The organism is Brucella anthropi, assembly GCF_046630315.1.
Classification (GTDB): domain Bacteria; phylum Pseudomonadota; class Alphaproteobacteria; order Rhizobiales; family Rhizobiaceae; genus Brucella; species Brucella anthropi_A.
On record NZ_LQBD01000024.1, the window covers coordinates 1 to 15,502 of the forward strand.

The following is a 15,502-nucleotide window of genomic DNA, read 5'->3' on the forward strand; positions in this document are numbered from 1 at the left end:
TTGCGCCGCCCGGATCGTCAACATCATCCACATACCCGCCCTCTTCCGAGAAGACATGCGGCGTCGTTTTGGCAAAGGTTCCCTTGGCCATTGGTGATTTCCTTTCGGGCAAAGAAAAAGCCGCCTCGGTGGACGGCTGTTGTGATGAAGGGAAGCGCGCTGTATATCTGCCCTGCAAAACATTTGAGGCCAGAGCATTGGGAATTACGCGGTTCTTTTTGTCGTTATGTGTCGTCGTCTTTCATTTGACAGCGATTGTTCCTAATGTCGGCCTGTTCGCGGTTAATTTCTTCTATGTAATCAGCGGATTCTTGATGACACTTGTCCTTCAGGAATCGTATCAGTTTGACGGGAAACGGTTTGCGACAAACCGATTTTTACGGCTGTATCCGAGCTACGCGGTAATTGCGTTCTGTGCGCTCGTCGTTTTCGCTGTGTACCCGTCATACTCGAACTTTCATCCATCTTGGAACGGTCAAGCGGATTTCAGTTCTTGGATGGGCAATGTGTTCATTGTGCCGTGGGCATTCCTGTCCGATCCGACAGTGCATGTTACGCCATTCATAAGCGAAGACTTCTACTTCCGTGTAATCCCGTCAACATGGTCTGTTGCTGTGGAACTGGTCTGCTATTTTCTGGTTTGACTTGTCGGTGCACGGTCGATCAAAGGCGCAATCGCACTAACGACATTTGGCGTTCTATGGCACGTGTACGTTTTTGTTACTGGCGGATTACCAACGCTACGATACGGACCAGTACCTGCTGCCGCACTGTCATTTGGCCTCGGATGCCTTGCTTACTTCATCAGTGCGCGATTTTCCTTGGCCAAGGGCGTCCCACTGTCTGCCATTTTGTTAGGCGTAGCGTTCGTTTTCGCAATCAACTGGTGGAGTTCCATGAACTCCCCAGACATTTTCTCCAGCATACAGTTTTACTTCAATACTGGATTGGCCTTCATTCTGGTTCTGCTTGTGAACCGTCGAAGGTTCACTGGACGGTCTGCAAAAGTCGACAAATTTCTAGGTGACTTGGCATATCCGATGTTCCTCGGACATTACGTCTTTGCTTTCGCATCCCTGCAGATACTTGGTTTGAACGAACATCGGGGATGGATTGTTTTCTGGATCGGGGCAACGGCAACAATCGCCGCGAGTACGGTTATCGTGATTTGCGTCGATTATCGCATTGACGGGTTCCGTAAATCCATCAAGGCCAGCGCAGATAAAAGGCGTTCGCTAAAGACCGCCACGGCTTAAGCGGATGACTCAGTTTTTCTTCCACTACCTGTAAGCGCCGGCTATCCGTTCGGCCATGGACGCAATGAAACCGGCAGACGACGAATCGTCAACCAAACAGAAAAAACGGAAAGCAGAATGATGCAAACGGCATCGGAACAGAACGTGAAAATCCGTGGGGATTTCCGTGGGACTTTTGGTGCTGAACCATCCCGCACCGTGCATCTGTGTGCATTTTGTTCTTTTTTGAGGTTTTTAGAGCTTGCGGGAAAATCCTTTATATTCTAAGGATTTCCCCGGCTCGGAGCGTAGCGCAGCCCGGTAGCGCACTTGACTGGGGGTCAAGGGGTCGTGGGTTCGAATCCCGCCGCTCCGACCATTTTCCTTCCCCAAACCTTTATTTTCATACGCTGTTTCCTTTGCACGCAACGTGCAAATCGGATCGGCTCCGTCATTTGCATCCCTTGAATATGCGCGCTGAGCAAATGTCGGAATCAGATCACCCGTCACGGGAGGCCGTCGCGGAGGCCATATTCTGGCCTCTCAACGACGCCCCCGTCTATGGACCGGCACATTCATCGATGTTGCCGGTGGGCGTGGAGTTGCGCTCTGCTTCTATTCTTCGCGCAGCTGATAGGTTTCCGCAATGTAGCGATAGCCCTCGCCCTCCCGCTTGAGATAGGCCAGCGCCGGAAACGGCATATGATAGCCGATGAACGGAAGCCGGTCGGTCGCGATCATGTCGAACATGCGCTTGCGGGTCTGGACCGCAGCCTCCTTGTCTATATCGAAGGAAACATGCCATTCGGGCCGCTGCAAGGTCATGACGAAATGGTTCGCCGTATCCGAGACCAGCATCAGCGACTTCCCGCCCGTTTCGACCCGAAACGCCAGATGGCCCGGCGTATGGCCATAGGCCGCCACTGAATGAATGCCGGAAACGACCTCGCTGTCATCGCCCAGAAACGTCATCTTCCCGGCCAGCGGCTTGACGTTTTTTGCCACCAGCTCGGCAACGGTCCTTGCCGGGCTGTCGAGCCGGGCTGGATCGGTCCAGAAGTCGAATTCCTTCTGTCCGGCGGCATAGCGCGCATTGGCGAAGGCCGGCTTTCCGTCGTCCATCAGGCCGCCAATATGATCGGGGTGGAAATGGCTGAGCACCACCAGAGACACGTCATCGGCCTTGTAGCCCGAAGCCTCAAGCGCACTGGTGAGCCGGCCCAATCCCGCGCCACGGGCACCGGCTCCCATACCGGTATCGAACAGGACGAGTTCCTTGCCCGTATTGATGAGCACCGGCGTGAAGCTGTTGACGAAGCGATCGGCAGGCAGAAGATTTTCCTCAAGAAGCGCGGCAACAACTTTCGGGTCCTGGTCGACTGCATAGGTCTTTTCGGGCGCTTCGCCGGGCCTGCGCCCATCGGAAAGCGTGGTGATCTCGAATTCACCGAACTGGAAACGATGGAAGCCCGGATTTTCTACCTGTGAAGGGGTTTGCACTTTGGAACTGCCTGTTTCGGCTGCTGCTGCGGCGGGCTCCCGAGGCGACATGGCCAATCCGGCTCCGGCAGCAGATGCTGCAACAATGAAATTACGTCTTGAGATGGTCATCGATCGATCTCCCGGCATAATCTATGAGAAAGAATATCAGAATACCCGAAAATGCCTTCTAAAGCGTGTCGCATTTTATCGTAGTCATACGACACGCTTTAAGTTTTTGTTTTCCTGCATGTCTTTATCCCATCGTAGCGGGATCAGAAATCAGTCCAGTGGACTGATTTCCCCGCGAAGGCGGTTCCCACTTTTGGGAGACATGCATTAATACATGCGGTTGGCAATCAAGTTTTTGTTTGTGCGCGCAACATGGCGGCGATCTTGCCTCACGAGGCGCGAATCATTATGTACAGGCCGTGCGGGACGACCCGCGCCTGTGTTCGCATCGGGGACGGCCCCATAGGAGTATCCTATGGCAGGGCAGATGATCGAACACCTTGCAATCAAGCGCATCGTTGAACTGGCGAAATCGGCGAACAGCCGGTTACGGCCCCTCCTTCCGCATGCATCATGGCGCGGATGGTGTACACGACCCGTTCAGAACCCTCGGAGCATTAAAATGGCATGGATTTTTCTGGTACTGGCCGGAATTCTGGAAGTCGTCTGGGCGTATTTCATGAAAAAGTCGGAAGGCTTTTCCCTGCTGACGCCAAGCGTCATCACCATCGTGACGATGATCGGCAGTTTCGTTCTGCTGTCCATCGCCATGCGCAGCCTGCCGCTCGGCACGGCCTATGCAATCTGGACCGGCATCGGTGCGGTGGGCGCGTTTCTGGTCGGCATCTTCATTCTGGGCGAGGCCGCAACCTTCTTCCGCATCGCAAGCGTGATGCTGATCTTTGCGGGCATCATCGGCCTGAAACTTTCATCCAGCTGACCGCAGCCCTTACAAAAAGGGAGGCAAAAGCCTCCCTCAGGCCATTCGAGACAGGTCAGCGCACCTGATCGAGAAGGCGCTTGCATTCCAGCAGATCGAACAGCGCCTCCTGCAAGAGCGAGCGATTGTCCTTCGAAGGCCGCTTTCCGTCGGCGCCGATGGGGCCGTCTTCCTCGCCCTTCAACAGGCCGAAGAGCTTGCGGGCGGGCTGCGGCGCCTTGATGCCGCTCGGCAGGGCCATTTCGTTGTCCGCCGCCTCTTCGGCAGCCCGCTTGTCGGCCGCGGCCTGCTTCTGGCGGGTGATCGCCTCAATGGCCTGAACATCGCCATTGCCAAGCGCGATGATGAACTGCGCGTTGTTCTCGCGCAAAAGACGCTGCACGCCCTTGATCGTGTAGCCCTGATCGTAGAGCAGATGGCGGATGCCCTTCAGCAGTTCCACATCAAGCGGCCGGTAATAGCGGCGACCGCCGCCGCGCTTCATGGGCTTGATCTGGGTAAAGCGCGTTTCCCAGAAACGCAGCACATGCTGCGGAAGATCGAGATCCTCCGCCACTTCGCTGATCGTCCTGAATGCATCAGGGCTCTTGTCCATTCCACTTGCCCTTTCCAGTGGTTCGGGTTTCGCCAGCACAGCGCAACCTTGCCGATCCAGACAGTTCGACGCGCTGCCGATGCGAGCGCGCCTGCTTCACGAATGGCGCTCGCCACCATCGGATTCCAAGCGACGGGAGTTAACAATCTCCGGCGTGCAGATAAAGACACAACCCAAACGTCACTCAAAACCGGACGACGCGCAACACAAAACTCGTTTTGAAAAGCCTGTCGCCTTTCAAAATCCAATATTAGCGAAGCGATTCGCCCCGTTCAATCCATTATATAATATCAGAGCTTTATAAGCATCCCTTCACGCGAAGCGGAAGGCGGCGGGGCTTGTTCGTGACGACAGGCGCTCATGGCAACCGAAATTGTCGCCGCCTTGCAAAATCAACTCTGCGCGCGGACCACGGGCCAGACACGGTAACGGCAAGCCTTGCAATGTCAGTGCCAAAAACAAAATGCTGCCCGCCGGGCAGCATCCAAAGCCGTGTCGCATCTTAAGGCAAGCGCGATTTGGTTTTGCCTTGACGCATCATCCAGCGCAAAACCGCTTCGCACTTTTGCCGGAAATGCCTTTATTTCTGGCTTTTGGCTTCGCGCTTCTGGTGTTCTTGCAGAATACGCTGCTTGAGAACATTGGAAGCCTTGAAAGTCATCACGCGGCGGGGAAGAATTGGAACCTCCTCGCCTGTTTTCGGATTACGGCCAATGCGCTCGTTCTTGTCGCGAACCTGAAATGTCGCGAAAGACGACAATTTCACCGTTTCACCGTTGACGATAGCGTCACAGACTTCATCGAGGATCATCTCGACAAGAGCCGCCGACTCCGTTCTGGAAAGGCCTACCTTCCGGTAAACAGCCTCTGCCAGATCAGCTCGCGTGACCGTCTTACCTCCCATGACCGAACCTGCCTGGTTAGCGTTTGAACAGATAATATCCTTACGTGACAGGACGTTACACAAATTAAAGCGCAACGGTCAAGCCGCGAGTTCCCTCACGGCGGATCAATTTTGCGCTTACCAGCGCAACAGAACCGCGCCCCAGGTGAATCCGCCGCCCATCGCCTCCAGAAGAACGAGGTCGCCCTTCTTGATGCGACCGTCCGCAACGGCGGTCGCAAGCGCCAGCGGAACCGATGCCGCAGAGGTGTTGCCGTGACGATCCACGGTGATGACCACCTTGTTTTCAGCAATATTCAGCTTCTTGGCGGAAGCGTCGATGATTCGCTTGTTGGCCTGGTGCGGGACGAACCAGTCGATATCCTCGGCCGTCAGGCCGGTTTGCGCGAAGGACGCTTCGATAACGTCCGTAATCATGCCGACGGCATGTTTGAAGACTTCGCGACCTTCCATGCGCAGGTGGCCGACGGTCTTCGTCGTCGAGGGACCGCCATCGACATAGAGCTTTTCCCGGTGGTTGCCGTCCGAGCGCAGATTGGCGGCGAGAACACCGCGATCCGAGGTCAGGCCATGCCCTTCTGCGGCTTCCAGAACGAGCGCGCCCGCGCCGTCGCCGAAGAGAACGCAGGTCGTGCGGTCGGTCCAGTCCAGGATGCGCGAAAAGGTTTCCGCGCCAATGACCAGCACCCGCTTGGCCATGCTGCCACGGATATAGAGGTCCGCGGTCGTGATGGCATAGATGAAGCCGCTGCAAACGGCCTGCATATCGAATGCAAAACCGCTGGTGATACCAAGCTCGCGCTGGATTTCGACGGCACTTGCCGGGAAGGTGTGGTTGGGGGTCGAGGTGGCCAGAAGAACGAGATCGATATCCGTCGGCTGCAAACCGGCATTTTCGATTGCCGCGCGCGCTGCCGCTGTCCCGAGCGAAACCGTGGTTTCGCCCTCGCCTGCGATATGACGCGCACGGATACCCGTGCGCTGCACGATCCACTCGTCCGAGGTTTCGATAATACCTTCGAAATCGGTATTCTTCATGACCCGCTTCGGCAATGCCGAACCGATACCCCGCACGACAGATCTTATCATCTCTTGTTTCCTGTCCTCAAAAGCGACCGGGGCGAAACATGCCCGCCTGAACGGTCGAGAATTCTGGCCCTATATGACGGGCAAAGCTTATTTCGCCGCTTCCCCGCCCTCACCGGACGAAACATGCGGATGACTGTGGTGGAAATGCGCCAGATCGGCCTCGATCTTTTCCAGAAGACGGTTTCTCACCATGTCATAGCCGACTTCCACCGCCGAGCAGAAGCCTTCTGCATTCGCGCTGCCATGACTTTTGATGACTATCCCGCTCAAGCCCAGGAAAACGCCGCCATTGACCTTGTTGGGGTCCATCTTTTCACGCAGGCGATCAAACGCGCCCTTGGCGAAGACATAGCCGATCTTGGCCAGCAGCGTGCGGCTCATGGCCTGGCGCAGCAGTTCCGCCATCTGGCGGGCCGTGCCTTCCGCGGCCTTCAGTGCGATATTGCCGGTGAACCCTTCGGTCACGACCACATCCACCGTGCCCTTGCCGATGTCGTTGCCTTCGACGAAACCGGCATAGGCAAGCCCTTCCAGCGGCGTGTCGCGCAGGATCTGGCCTGCTTCCTTGATCTCGTCGAGACCCTTGACCTCTTCCGTGCCGACATTGAGAAGGCCCACGGTCGGCTTGCGCACCTCGAACAGGGCACGCGCCATACCGGCCCCCATAACGGCATAATCGACAAGCTGGCGGGCATCGGCGCCAATGGTGGCACCGACGTCCAGCACGATGCTTTCGCCGCGCAGCGTCGGCCAGATGCCTGCAATGGCCGGGCGCTCGACATCCGACATCATGCGCAGGCAGAATTTGGACATGGCCATCAGCGCGCCGGTGTTCCCGGCGGAGATGCAGGCTTGCGCATCGCCGGTCTTTACAGCCTCGATGGCCTGCCACATGGATGACTTGCCCCGGCCGGCGCGCAGGGCCTGGCTCGGCTTGTCATCCATGCTGATGGCGACCTCGCTCGCGCGGAACTCGGATGCCGCCTTCAGCTTCGGATAGCGCGCCAGCACCGGCTCCACCTGTGCGGGGAGGCCGAAGAAGATGAAGCGGATGTCAGGATGACGCTCAAGCGCCTTCGCTGCGCCGGGGATGACCACTTCAGGGCCAAAATCACCGCCCATAGCGTCAATCGAAATTTTGATCACTCTTGATTATTCCTGTGCGATCCCTGCCCCTGCCCTGCATTTGCAGCAGACAGGTTTTCGGCGAAAATAGTGTTTTTGCGTTTCCGCACAACCAAATTCTATCAAACCCACTGTGAATTACGGCTTCTTCTGCCATTCCGAAAGCTTCGCAAACGGCGAAACGGGCTTGTCGTCCCCCTCATCGTCTCCGAAAACCTGCGGCTCGCCGTCTTCCGGCAAGCCCGGCTTGCGGGGATATGGATCGATGGCGAGATCGAAAAACTCCTCCGCAATCGCACCCATATCGATCCTGTCACCGGCAAAGACTTCCGGACTGTCGGCACCTTCCGCATCGAGCAGCATTTCGCCGCTTTCATCAAGCTGAATTCGCGCAAGCCGTGAATTTTCCGGCACGAAGATCGTGTCGACTTCTTCAGCAATGCTGTTGGTCAGCGGCTCCAGCGTCACGACGCAGGCTTGCACGATTTCCGCATCGATGCGGCCACGCACCCGGATACCGTCCTTTTTCCAGGGCGTAATCAGAAATTCCGCGCTAAAGGCATTCACGGCCTCAAGCCCATGGTCTGCCGCGAGCGCTCTGCGCTCCTTCTCATCCGTGCCTATTTTCACCGTTACGCCCTTTTGCGGCAGGTGAAGAACCGGAACAGGATAGGTGAGCGCCGGTTTATCAGTCATTCTCATTGGCCTTTTCAGCATTGCTCATTGGCCCAAGGCCATCTTCGACGCGCATCTTGTCCCGAAAACCGCTTCACACTTTTCGGGATGCGCTCTTATCCGCATCCATATAGGAAATGTCGCCAGCCGCCAAAGCGTCGTCCGAAATTTTTTGCAAACGGTCGCGACAGGCCAGAACATATTCACTTAAATGGTGGGCATGCGGCCAGAATTCGAGGTCCGGGCGGATATTTCGCGTAAGCGCTGCCGCCAGCGCATCCGCATCATTTGCGTCCAGCGCCGCACCATAAGCCGCGACACGGCCATAGAACATGCGCGCAAGCTTCTTCATGCGTTTCGGCACGCCCTGATCGCCGATACCCAGTTCGCGCAGCGAATGATCGACATCCTTGAAAAACTCGTCCGCGATGTCCTGTGCCAGGTCGCCAAGCGCCTTGCTTTCCCCCTTCATGCGATGAAGCGCCAGAAAAACATGCAGCGAAAGCATTTCATAACGGCCAAGCGGCGTATCCGGCACCTGAAACTGTGCATAGAACCGTTTTTGCCGCGCCGCCGCCACGATCGTCTCGTAAACGCGAAGCATAACAGCCTCGTTTGCTTTCGATTTGCGGCGGAAAAGTTGGAGAATCATGTCCGTACGACCGTTCCAGTTGCATAAATAAGCAAGGTGGTTTACCGAAGTTCTCCCGACGGCGAAAGTGCCGCGCTGATTTAGAATGTATGGAGAGGTCTTTGTTGCAGGGAATTTTTCCAAGTGTACGCAAGCAGCGTGCTCTTCTCGCAGGCACGGCAATTCTCGTCTCAGTGGCTCTTGCGGGGTGCAACACTGCATCCACGCTCAATCCGTCCGAAACGCTGACAGAGGGTTATGTGCTCGATCAGGGCGCGCTTGATTCGGTTCCTGTCGGCTCCAGCCGCGAGCAGGTGCTTCTGGCGCTCGGCACACCATCCACCACCGCGACCTTCGACAATGAAGTGTTCTACTACATTTCGCAGAAGCGTTATCGCGCCGCGCAGTTCATGAAGCCGAAGATCATCGAGCGCCAGATCCTTGCCATCTATTTCGACAAGGACGGCAAGGTCGAGCATATCGCCAATTACGGCCTGAAGGACGGCAAGCTGTTCGACTTCGTGTCGCGCACCACGCCGACAGGCGGCAAGGACCAGACCTTCCTCGGCCAGATCATCCAGGGTGTTTCCAAGGCCCCGACATCGCTGCCGGGTGCAGCAGGCGGCGGCAACAACTGATCCGAACGGATATAGACAAGCAGAAAACCCGCCTTCACGGCGGGTTTTCCTTGTTTGACGTGCAATCCGTCAGGACATGTGCGCCAGCACAGCCAGCAGCAGAAGCGCCACGATGTTGGTGATCTTGATGGCCGGATTGACGGCGGGACCGGCCGTATCCTTGTAGGGATCGCCCACCGTATCGCCGGTCACGGATGCCTTGTGCGCTTCCGACCCTTTCAGGTGTTTCACGCCGTCGGCATCGGTAAATCCATCCTCGAAGCTCTTCTTGGCATTGTCCCATGCGCCGCCGCCCGATGTCATGGAAATCGCCACGAACAGGCCGTTGATGATGACGCCCAGAAGCGATGCGCCAAGTGCCGCAAAGGCCGCAGCCTTCGAGCCCGAGATGAGCAGCACGCCGAAATAGACGACAATCGGCGCCAGCACCGGCAGGAGCGACGGGATAATCATTTCGCGGATCGCCGCCCTGGTCAGAAGATCGACCGCGCGGGCATAATCCGGACGCTCCTTGCCAGTCATGATCCCCGGCTTTTCGCGGAACTGGCGGCGCACTTCCTGCACCACCGCGCCGCCTGCCCGGCCCACGGCCGTCATGGCCATGCCGCCGAACAGATAGGGGATCAGGCCGCCGAAGATCAGCCCCGCAACCACATAAGGGTTGGAGAGATCGAAGGAGACCGGCCCCATATCGGCGAAATAGGGATAGGTCTGCCCGTTGGCGGCAAAATAGGCCAGATCGTTGGAATAGGCCGCAAACAGCACCAGCGCGCCGAGGCCCGCCGAGCCGATGGCATAGCCCTTGGTGACGGCCTTGGTGGTATTGCCGACGGCATCGAGCGCATCGGTGGCCTTGCGCACTTCCGGGTCGAGCCCGGCCATTTCGGCAATGCCGCCCGCATTGTCCGTCACCGGACCGAAGGCATCGAGCGCCACGATCATGCCCGCAATGCCGAGCATGGCGGTAACGGCAATGGCGGTGCCGAACAGGCCCGCAAGCTGGTAGGTCGAGATGATGCCGCCGACGATCACGATTGCAGGCAGGGCGGTCGATTCAAGCGAGACGGCAAGTCCCTGAATGACATTGGTGCCGTGGCCCGTGACGGAAGCCTGCGCGATGGAATTGACCGGGCGCTTGTTGGTGCCGGTATAATATTCCGTGATCACCACGATCAGGCCGGTGACGATGAGGCCGATCAGCCCGCAGATGAAGAGATTGGTGCCGGTGATGCTTTTGCCGGCCACCGTTCCGATCTCGCCCCAGCCGACGGTCAGCATATTGGCAACGGCAAGACCGACGATGGACAGCAGGCCCGTCGCGATCAGGCCCTTGTAGAGCGCGCCCATGATGGAGCCGTCCACGCTGAGCTTGACGAAGAAAGTGCCGATAATCGACGTAATCACGCAGGCGCCGCAGATCATCAGCGGATAGAGCATGACACTGGAAAGAACGTCCGATCCGTTGAAAAAGATCGCGCCGAGAACCATGGTGGCAACGACCGTCACCGCATAGGTCTCGAACAGGTCGGCGGCCATGCCCGCGCAATCGCCGACATTGTCGCCGACATTATCCGCGATGGTCGCAGGGTTGCGCGGATCGTCCTCGGGGATACCTGCTTCCACCTTGCCGACAAGATCGCCGCCGACATCGGCGCCCTTGGTGAAGATGCCGCCGCCAAGACGCGCGAAGATCGAGATCAGCGAAGCGCCGAAACCGAGCGACACCAGTGCATCGATGACGGTGCGGTCGGAAGGCGAATAGCCCAGCCAGACGGTGAGAATGAAATAATAGACGGACACGCCGAGCAGCGCCAGCCCGGCCACCAGAAGGCCGGTGATGGCCCCGGACTTGAAGGCCAGCTCAAGCCCGCCGGCAAGGCTGAGCGATGCCGCCTGCGCGGTGCGCACATTGGCGCGAACCGACACATGCATGCCGATGAAACCCGTGACGCCCGACAGAACCGCGCCGATCAGGAAGCCGATCGCGGCACTGAGCGAGAGCAGATACCAGGCTGCCAGAAAGACCACGACGCCAACGATGGCAATCGTCGAATATTGTCTTGTGAGATAGGCTGAGGCACCCTCGCGGATGGCTTCAGCGATTTCCTGCATGCGCTGCGTCCCCTGGTCGGCTGCAAGAACCGAACGGATCGCCCATATGGCGAAAAGAACGGAAAGCACGCCGCAGGCAATGACGAGAACTAAGACTGCCACTCCCATTTGCATAAAGGCCAACTCCCATTGAGCGCATTCCGAAAAATGTGAAACGGTTTTCGGGAAAAATGCGCGGCCAATCAGACAATTGGAGCGCCGATCCGGTGCAAGCAGATCGAAACGCGCTCCATAGTTTGCGCCTGCTGCCGCCAGACCGCAATCCGCGGCCATCGGCAGGCACATGCGCAGGATAGGCCCGAAACCCCTCCCCGGACCCGATTGAGCGGCATGGAAGTGCCTGAAGCCGAACAAGAGATACCGGGCTTCAACGGTATGTTTATTGGGGAACTTACGCCTTGGAATCAATCAATTGGCGCGATTCCCTGCATTTCAGCATTCTCAATGCCGCGCGACCAACATGCGAAACGGTTTCACAAACGTCAAGTCGTTCTTTGCCAGCATACAATGAAAGAAGGGCCGCGATTTCTCACAGCCCTTCCAACCTGTTCCGATAGTCGAAAGTCAGCCTTTATGGCGCGGCTTCACACCGCGGCTTTCGCCGCGAATGACGAATGCGAGGCGATCAAGCACGGCATTGACCAGCTTCGGCTCATCCTCGGTATAGAAGGCCTTGGCGATATCGACATATTCCGACACGATCACCGCCGTCGGCACGTCCTTGCGCGTCTGCAATTCCCATGCGCCGGCGCGCAGAATGGCGCGCAGCGTCGAATCGAGACGCGACAGCGGCCAGTCTTCCGTCAGCGCCTGATGGATCATCGGATCGAGTTTCAGCTGGTCCTCGACCACACCGGCCACGATGGCGCGGAACCATTGCGGGTCGGCATCGAGATATTGCGTGCCGTCGACTTCCTTGCCGAGACGGAAAGCCTCGTATTCGGCCACCACTTCCAGCACGCCCGTACCGGCAACATCCATCTGATAGAGCGCCTGGACCGCAGCAAGACGGGCCACGCCGCGCTTGTTGGCCGTGCGCGGCAGATTGGGGGTCGGGCGTCCTTCGGTAGAAGAATTCATAATGGTCAGACTCCGAACTTCTTGCGCAGATCGATCATGGTCAGCGCGGCGCGGGCAGCAAAGCCGCCCTTGTCCTTGTCTTCGCGGCGGGCGCGGACCCATGCCTGCTCTTCATTTTCGACCGTCAGGATGCCATTGCCGATGGCAATGCTTTCCTCGACCGCAAGATCGGTCAGCGCCCGGCAGGATTCATTGGACACGATGTCGAAATGATAGGTTTCGCCACGGATCACCGTGCCCAGCGCGACAAAGCCGTCATATTCCGTGCCGCCATTGTCTTCGCCATCGAGCGCGAAGGAAATGACCGCCGGAACTTCCAGCGCACCGGGAACCGTCACCACATCATAGGTTGCCCCTACCTCATCCAAGGCTGCCTTTGCGCCATCCAGAAGCGCGTCGGCGAGATCATCGTAGAAACGCGCTTCGACAATAAGCAAATGCGGCGCATGCGCCTCGTGCTTGGACATGAGAAACTCCATGACAAATTTTGCGGATCGCAACGATTGCGGTCAACGCTCAAAATCGGGATATGCTTTTACAGCCTGGGAATTTAGGCTGTAAGCCTATTTCTGATATTGCGCAAGCCTTGCTGCGTAACGTGCCAGCTGGTCGATCTCGATATTCACCTTGTCGCCCGCTTTCCGCTCGCCCCATGTGGTGACTGCCAGCGAATGGCGGATCAGGAGCACATCGAACTCGTTTCCGTTGACGCCATTGACCGTGAGCGAAGTTCCGTCGAGCGCGACAGACCCCTTCTGGGCGATGAAGGGCGCCAGTTCCTCCGGCGCGCGCAGGGTGAAGCGCACGGCGTCGCCCTCATCCTTGCGCTCGATGATTTCAGCCAGTCCGTCGACATGGCCGGAAACGAGGTGTCCGCCCATTTCATCGCCAAGCTTCAGCGAGCGTTCCAGATTGATGTTGCGTCCGCCCTGCCAGTTGGCGATCGTCGTCAGGCGCAGCGCCTCTTCCCACGCCTCAACCTCGAACCAGCGGGCATTGCTGCCCTTTTCGGGCAGGGCAACGACCGTCAGGCAGACGCCGGAACAGGCAATCGATGCGCCAAGCTCGATCGTTTCGGGATCATAGGCAGTTTCGATCCGCAGAAGAACGCCTTCATTCAGCGGCTTTATCCGTTCAACCTTGCCGATATCGGTTATAATGCCTGTAAACATCCAGTCTCCTTCGCGCCTGATCCAAGAGCCGCCGTCTTCACCACGGCCTGACGCTTTCAAATTCAGGTACTTACATATTCCGCATAGGCATCGTCACCATAGCGGGCCTGCCTCAGAATTTTGAATTCGTCTGCGATATGGGTTTCGAGCCTGACGACTGCAATCCCGTCTTCACGACCGATTTCCACCGGCGAGCGGAAGATGGCAAGCCGATCCACCAGTCGTTCCTCCAGAAAGCTTTTCGCAACACCTGCTCCGCCTTCGACCAGAACCGAGGAAATGCCCTGCGCGGCAAGATCGTCCATCAGTTCAGGCAAGGCGATGCGGCAATCATGGGCTTCGGTTGCGAGAATGCGGCAACCGGCTGCCTGCAATGCATGGCGCCGTTCGGGCGATGCCTCCTCGCCGCAAGCGATCCACAAGGGCTGGGCATTCGCAGTCTGCACGAGCTTCGAGGATAGCGGCAGGCGCAATCCGCCATCCAGCACCACACGAACGGGCGAACGCTGTTCCAGCCCCGGCAGACGGCAGTTCAGCACCGGATCGTCGGCAAGGGCTGTTTCGATGCCGATCAGGATCACATCGGTCTGGGCGCGCAGAATATGCGACTGCGCGCGCGCAACCGGTCCCGTTATCGCAAGCTGTCCTTCACCCCGGCGGCCGATCATGCCATCGGCGGAAAGTGCCAGTTTCAGAATCACTTCCGGGCGCTTCTTCGCGGATCGATTGAGATAACCGGCCAGATCGTCGGCCGCCTGTTCGGCAAGTATGCCGGGCACGACCTCAATCCCCGCCGCACGCAGGATGGCAAAACCCTTTCCGCTGACGCGCTCGTCCGGGTCGGTCGCGGCAACCACCACCCGCGCCACCCCTGCCCGCACCAGCGCCTCCGCGCAAGGCGGCGTGCGCCCGTGATGCGCGCATGGTTCCAGCGTCACATAGGCGGTCGCGCCGCGCGCGGCTTCGCCTGCATCGGCCAGCGCCTGCGGCTCGGCATGGGGCCTGCCGCCCAATGCGGTCACGCCGCGCCCGACGATGACGCCATCCTTGACGAGAACCGTGCCGACCGATGGATTGGTGCCGGTCAGGCCCTTGTGACGACGCGCATGGCGGATCGCCGCTTCCATGAAGCGCACATCATCCGAGATTGCGTTCGAATGCGGAAACGTGATGCCACCCATAGTCAAGCGTCCAGATCGTCCCCGGTTTCGGCAACCGTCAGTTCATCGATGACATTGTGGAAATCGACGGCCTTGCTGAAATTGCGATAGACCGATGCAAAGCGGATATAGGCGATATCGTCGATGCCCTTCAGCGCGTCCATGGCGAGCCGCCCGATTTCATCGGACGTCACCTCCGCCTCGCCGGAACTCTCCAGCTGGCGGACAATGCCGGAAATGGCGCGCTCCACCCGGTCATTGTCGACATCGCGCTTGCGCAGCGCCACTTCAATGGATCTCGTCAGCTTGTCGCGATCGAAGGGAACGCGACGCCCGCTCTTCTTCACGACCATCAGGTCGCGCAACTGCACGCGCTCGAACGTCGTGAAACGACCGCCGCACACCGAACAGACGCGGCGCCTGCGAATGACGGCGCCGTCTTCCGCCGGGCGGGAATCCTTCACTTGCGTATCTTCAGACTGGCAATAGGGACAACGCATGGAACTCTTTCAATTTCGGCGATTTCAATATCGGCAACTTCAACACCGGCGACGGACTGCTCCTATGTGGGATCGCCCCCGATACAAACGCAAGAGCCTTGTCCCCGCAACCTTGTCCCCACAGCCTTGTCCCCGCAACCGATTCCCGGCAATCA

The 15,502-nt window shown here is 58.1% G+C and carries 17 protein-coding genes, 1 tRNA gene and 1 pseudogene; 5 read left to right on the plus strand and 14 right to left on the minus strand.

Annotation, left to right across the window (positions count from 1 at the left end):
- A pseudogene (locus AVM02_RS12355) lies at positions 1–91 on the minus strand (acetylmuramidase); the annotation flags it as partial.
- Between AVM02_RS12355 and AVM02_RS12360 the strand changes: the two are divergent.
- The 3 genes from AVM02_RS12360 to AVM02_RS12370 all read left to right on the plus strand — a co-directional run bounded on the left by AVM02_RS12360 (position 84) and on the right by AVM02_RS12370 (position 1,614).
- Positions 84–644, plus strand: coding sequence for an acyltransferase family protein (locus tag AVM02_RS12360; RefSeq protein ID WP_411507242.1), 561 nt, complete (start codon positions 84–86; stop codon positions 642–644). The pseudogene AVM02_RS12355 and the gene AVM02_RS12360 overlap by 8 nt on opposite strands.
- Positions 645–896: 252 nt before the next feature.
- Entirely contained in the window at positions 897–1,256 is a 360-nt protein-coding gene (locus AVM02_RS12365) for a hypothetical protein (RefSeq protein ID WP_411507243.1), read from the plus strand.
- Positions 1,257–1,537: 281 nt separating this feature from the next.
- Positions 1,538–1,614: transfer RNA gene (locus AVM02_RS12370), tRNA-Pro, on the plus strand.
- Between the two features lie 236 nt (positions 1,615–1,850).
- Here the strand turns inward: AVM02_RS12370 and AVM02_RS12375 are convergent.
- Positions 1,851–2,846: an MBL fold metallo-hydrolase gene (locus AVM02_RS12375; RefSeq protein ID WP_411507244.1), complete on the minus strand. Its 996-nt coding sequence runs from the start codon at positions 2,844–2,846 to the stop codon at positions 1,851–1,853.
- Between the two features lie 502 nt (positions 2,847–3,348).
- Between AVM02_RS12375 and sugE the strand changes: the two genes are divergently transcribed.
- Complete coding sequence (gene sugE / locus AVM02_RS12380; RefSeq protein WP_411507245.1) at positions 3,349–3,666, plus strand: quaternary ammonium compound efflux SMR transporter SugE; 318 nt, start codon at positions 3,349–3,351, stop codon at positions 3,664–3,666.
- Between the two features lie 55 nt (positions 3,667–3,721).
- Here the strand turns inward: sugE and AVM02_RS12385 are convergent, their stop codons facing one another.
- The 6 genes from AVM02_RS12385 to AVM02_RS12410 form a co-directional block, all read right to left on the minus strand.
- Positions 3,722–4,261 (minus strand): MerR family transcriptional regulator, encoded by a 540-nt coding sequence (locus tag AVM02_RS12385; RefSeq protein ID WP_121982684.1) that lies wholly within the window; start codon positions 4,259–4,261, stop codon positions 3,722–3,724.
- Between the two features lie 580 nt (positions 4,262–4,841).
- Positions 4,842–5,165, minus strand: coding sequence for an integration host factor subunit alpha (locus AVM02_RS12390; RefSeq protein ID WP_006472791.1), 324 nt, complete (start codon positions 5,163–5,165; stop codon positions 4,842–4,844).
- Positions 5,166–5,282: 117 nt separating this feature from the next.
- Complete coding sequence (locus AVM02_RS12395; protein WP_411507246.1) at positions 5,283–6,254, minus strand: beta-ketoacyl-ACP synthase III; 972 nt, start codon at positions 6,252–6,254, stop codon at positions 5,283–5,285.
- 87 nt (positions 6,255–6,341) lie between these two features.
- Complete coding sequence (gene plsX, locus AVM02_RS12400; protein ID WP_411507247.1) at positions 6,342–7,400, minus strand: phosphate acyltransferase PlsX; 1,059 nt, start codon at positions 7,398–7,400, stop codon at positions 6,342–6,344.
- Positions 7,401–7,517: 117 nt separating this feature from the next.
- A complete protein-coding gene (locus tag AVM02_RS12405) occupies positions 7,518–8,075 on the minus strand; it encodes a YceD family protein (RefSeq protein ID WP_411507248.1) in 558 nt (185 codons plus the stop codon).
- 73 nt (positions 8,076–8,148) lie between these two features.
- Complete coding sequence (locus AVM02_RS12410; protein WP_411507249.1) at positions 8,149–8,706, minus strand: ubiquinol-cytochrome C chaperone family protein; 558 nt, start codon at positions 8,704–8,706, stop codon at positions 8,149–8,151.
- A 101-nt stretch (positions 8,707–8,807) separates the two neighbouring features.
- On the opposite strand from AVM02_RS12410, the gene AVM02_RS12415 reads away from it, so the two are divergent.
- The gene (locus tag AVM02_RS12415) at positions 8,808–9,323 is read left to right on the plus strand and encodes an outer membrane protein assembly factor BamE (protein WP_411507250.1); all 516 of its coding nucleotides are present in this window, start codon (positions 8,808–8,810) and stop codon (positions 9,321–9,323) included.
- A 69-nt stretch (positions 9,324–9,392) separates the two neighbouring features.
- Here the strand turns inward: AVM02_RS12415 and AVM02_RS12420 are convergent, their stop codons facing one another.
- From AVM02_RS12420 to nrdR, 6 genes are all read right to left on the minus strand, one after another.
- On the minus strand, positions 9,393–11,549 hold the full coding sequence (locus tag AVM02_RS12420; protein WP_411507251.1) for a sodium-translocating pyrophosphatase: 2,157 nt from the start codon (positions 11,547–11,549) through the stop codon (positions 9,393–9,395).
- 450 nt (positions 11,550–11,999) lie between these two features.
- Entirely contained in the window at positions 12,000–12,515 is a 516-nt protein-coding gene (gene nusB, locus AVM02_RS12425) for a transcription antitermination factor NusB (RefSeq protein ID WP_411507252.1), read from the minus strand.
- A gap of 5 nt (positions 12,516–12,520) precedes the next feature.
- Positions 12,521–12,982, minus strand: coding sequence for a 6,7-dimethyl-8-ribityllumazine synthase (locus AVM02_RS12430; protein ID WP_411507253.1), 462 nt, complete (start codon positions 12,980–12,982; stop codon positions 12,521–12,523).
- Positions 12,983–13,078: 96 nt separating this feature from the next.
- Positions 13,079–13,687, minus strand: a complete 609-nt coding sequence (locus AVM02_RS12435) for a riboflavin synthase (RefSeq protein WP_411507254.1) — start codon at positions 13,685–13,687, stop codon at positions 13,079–13,081.
- 62 nt (positions 13,688–13,749) lie between these two features.
- Positions 13,750–14,868 carry a bifunctional diaminohydroxyphosphoribosylaminopyrimidine deaminase/5-amino-6-(5-phosphoribosylamino)uracil reductase RibD gene (ribD, locus tag AVM02_RS12440; RefSeq protein WP_411507255.1) on the minus strand — a complete coding sequence of 373 codons (1,119 nt, stop codon included), beginning with the start codon at positions 14,866–14,868 and terminating at the stop codon, positions 13,750–13,752.
- Between the two features lie 2 nt (positions 14,869–14,870).
- The gene (gene nrdR, locus AVM02_RS12445; protein ID WP_411507256.1) at positions 14,871–15,347 is read right to left on the minus strand and encodes a transcriptional regulator NrdR; all 477 of its coding nucleotides are present in this window, start codon (positions 15,345–15,347) and stop codon (positions 14,871–14,873) included.
- Positions 15,348–15,502: the final 155 nt, after the last annotated feature.

Excerpts from the sequence above, each read along its gene's own strand:
- nrdR (WP_411507256.1), bottom strand. The coding sequence starts at position 15,347 with ATGCGTTGTCCCTATTGCCAGTCTGAAGATACGCAAGTGAAGGATTCC.
- AVM02_RS12420 (WP_411507251.1), bottom strand. The coding sequence starts at position 11,549 with ATGCAAATGGGAGTGGCAGTCTTAGTTCTCGTCATTGCCTGCGGCGTG.
- sugE (WP_411507245.1), top strand. The coding sequence starts at position 3,349 with ATGGCATGGATTTTTCTGGTACTGGCCGGAATTCTGGAAGTCGTCTGG.
- AVM02_RS12430 (WP_411507253.1), bottom strand. The coding sequence starts at position 12,982 with ATGTCCAAGCACGAGGCGCATGCGCCGCATTTGCTTATTGTCGAAGCG.
- AVM02_RS12365 (WP_411507243.1), top strand. The coding sequence starts at position 897 with ATGAACTCCCCAGACATTTTCTCCAGCATACAGTTTTACTTCAATACT.
- AVM02_RS12435 (WP_411507254.1), bottom strand. The coding sequence starts at position 13,687 with ATGTTTACAGGCATTATAACCGATATCGGCAAGGTTGAACGGATAAAG.
- AVM02_RS12410 (WP_411507249.1), bottom strand. The coding sequence starts at position 8,706 with ATGATTCTCCAACTTTTCCGCCGCAAATCGAAAGCAAACGAGGCTGTT.
- AVM02_RS12375 (WP_411507244.1), bottom strand. The coding sequence starts at position 2,846 with ATGACCATCTCAAGACGTAATTTCATTGTTGCAGCATCTGCTGCCGGA.
- nusB (WP_411507252.1), bottom strand. The coding sequence starts at position 12,515 with ATGAATTCTTCTACCGAAGGACGCCCGACCCCCAATCTGCCGCGCACG.
- AVM02_RS12390 (WP_006472791.1), bottom strand. The coding sequence starts at position 5,165 with ATGGGAGGTAAGACGGTCACGCGAGCTGATCTGGCAGAGGCTGTTTAC.
- AVM02_RS12395 (WP_411507246.1), bottom strand. The coding sequence starts at position 6,254 with ATGATAAGATCTGTCGTGCGGGGTATCGGTTCGGCATTGCCGAAGCGG.
- AVM02_RS12405 (WP_411507248.1), bottom strand. The coding sequence starts at position 8,075 with ATGACTGATAAACCGGCGCTCACCTATCCTGTTCCGGTTCTTCACCTG.
- AVM02_RS12385 (WP_121982684.1), bottom strand. The coding sequence starts at position 4,261 with ATGGACAAGAGCCCTGATGCATTCAGGACGATCAGCGAAGTGGCGGAG.
- ribD (WP_411507255.1), bottom strand. The coding sequence starts at position 14,868 with ATGGGTGGCATCACGTTTCCGCATTCGAACGCAATCTCGGATGATGTG.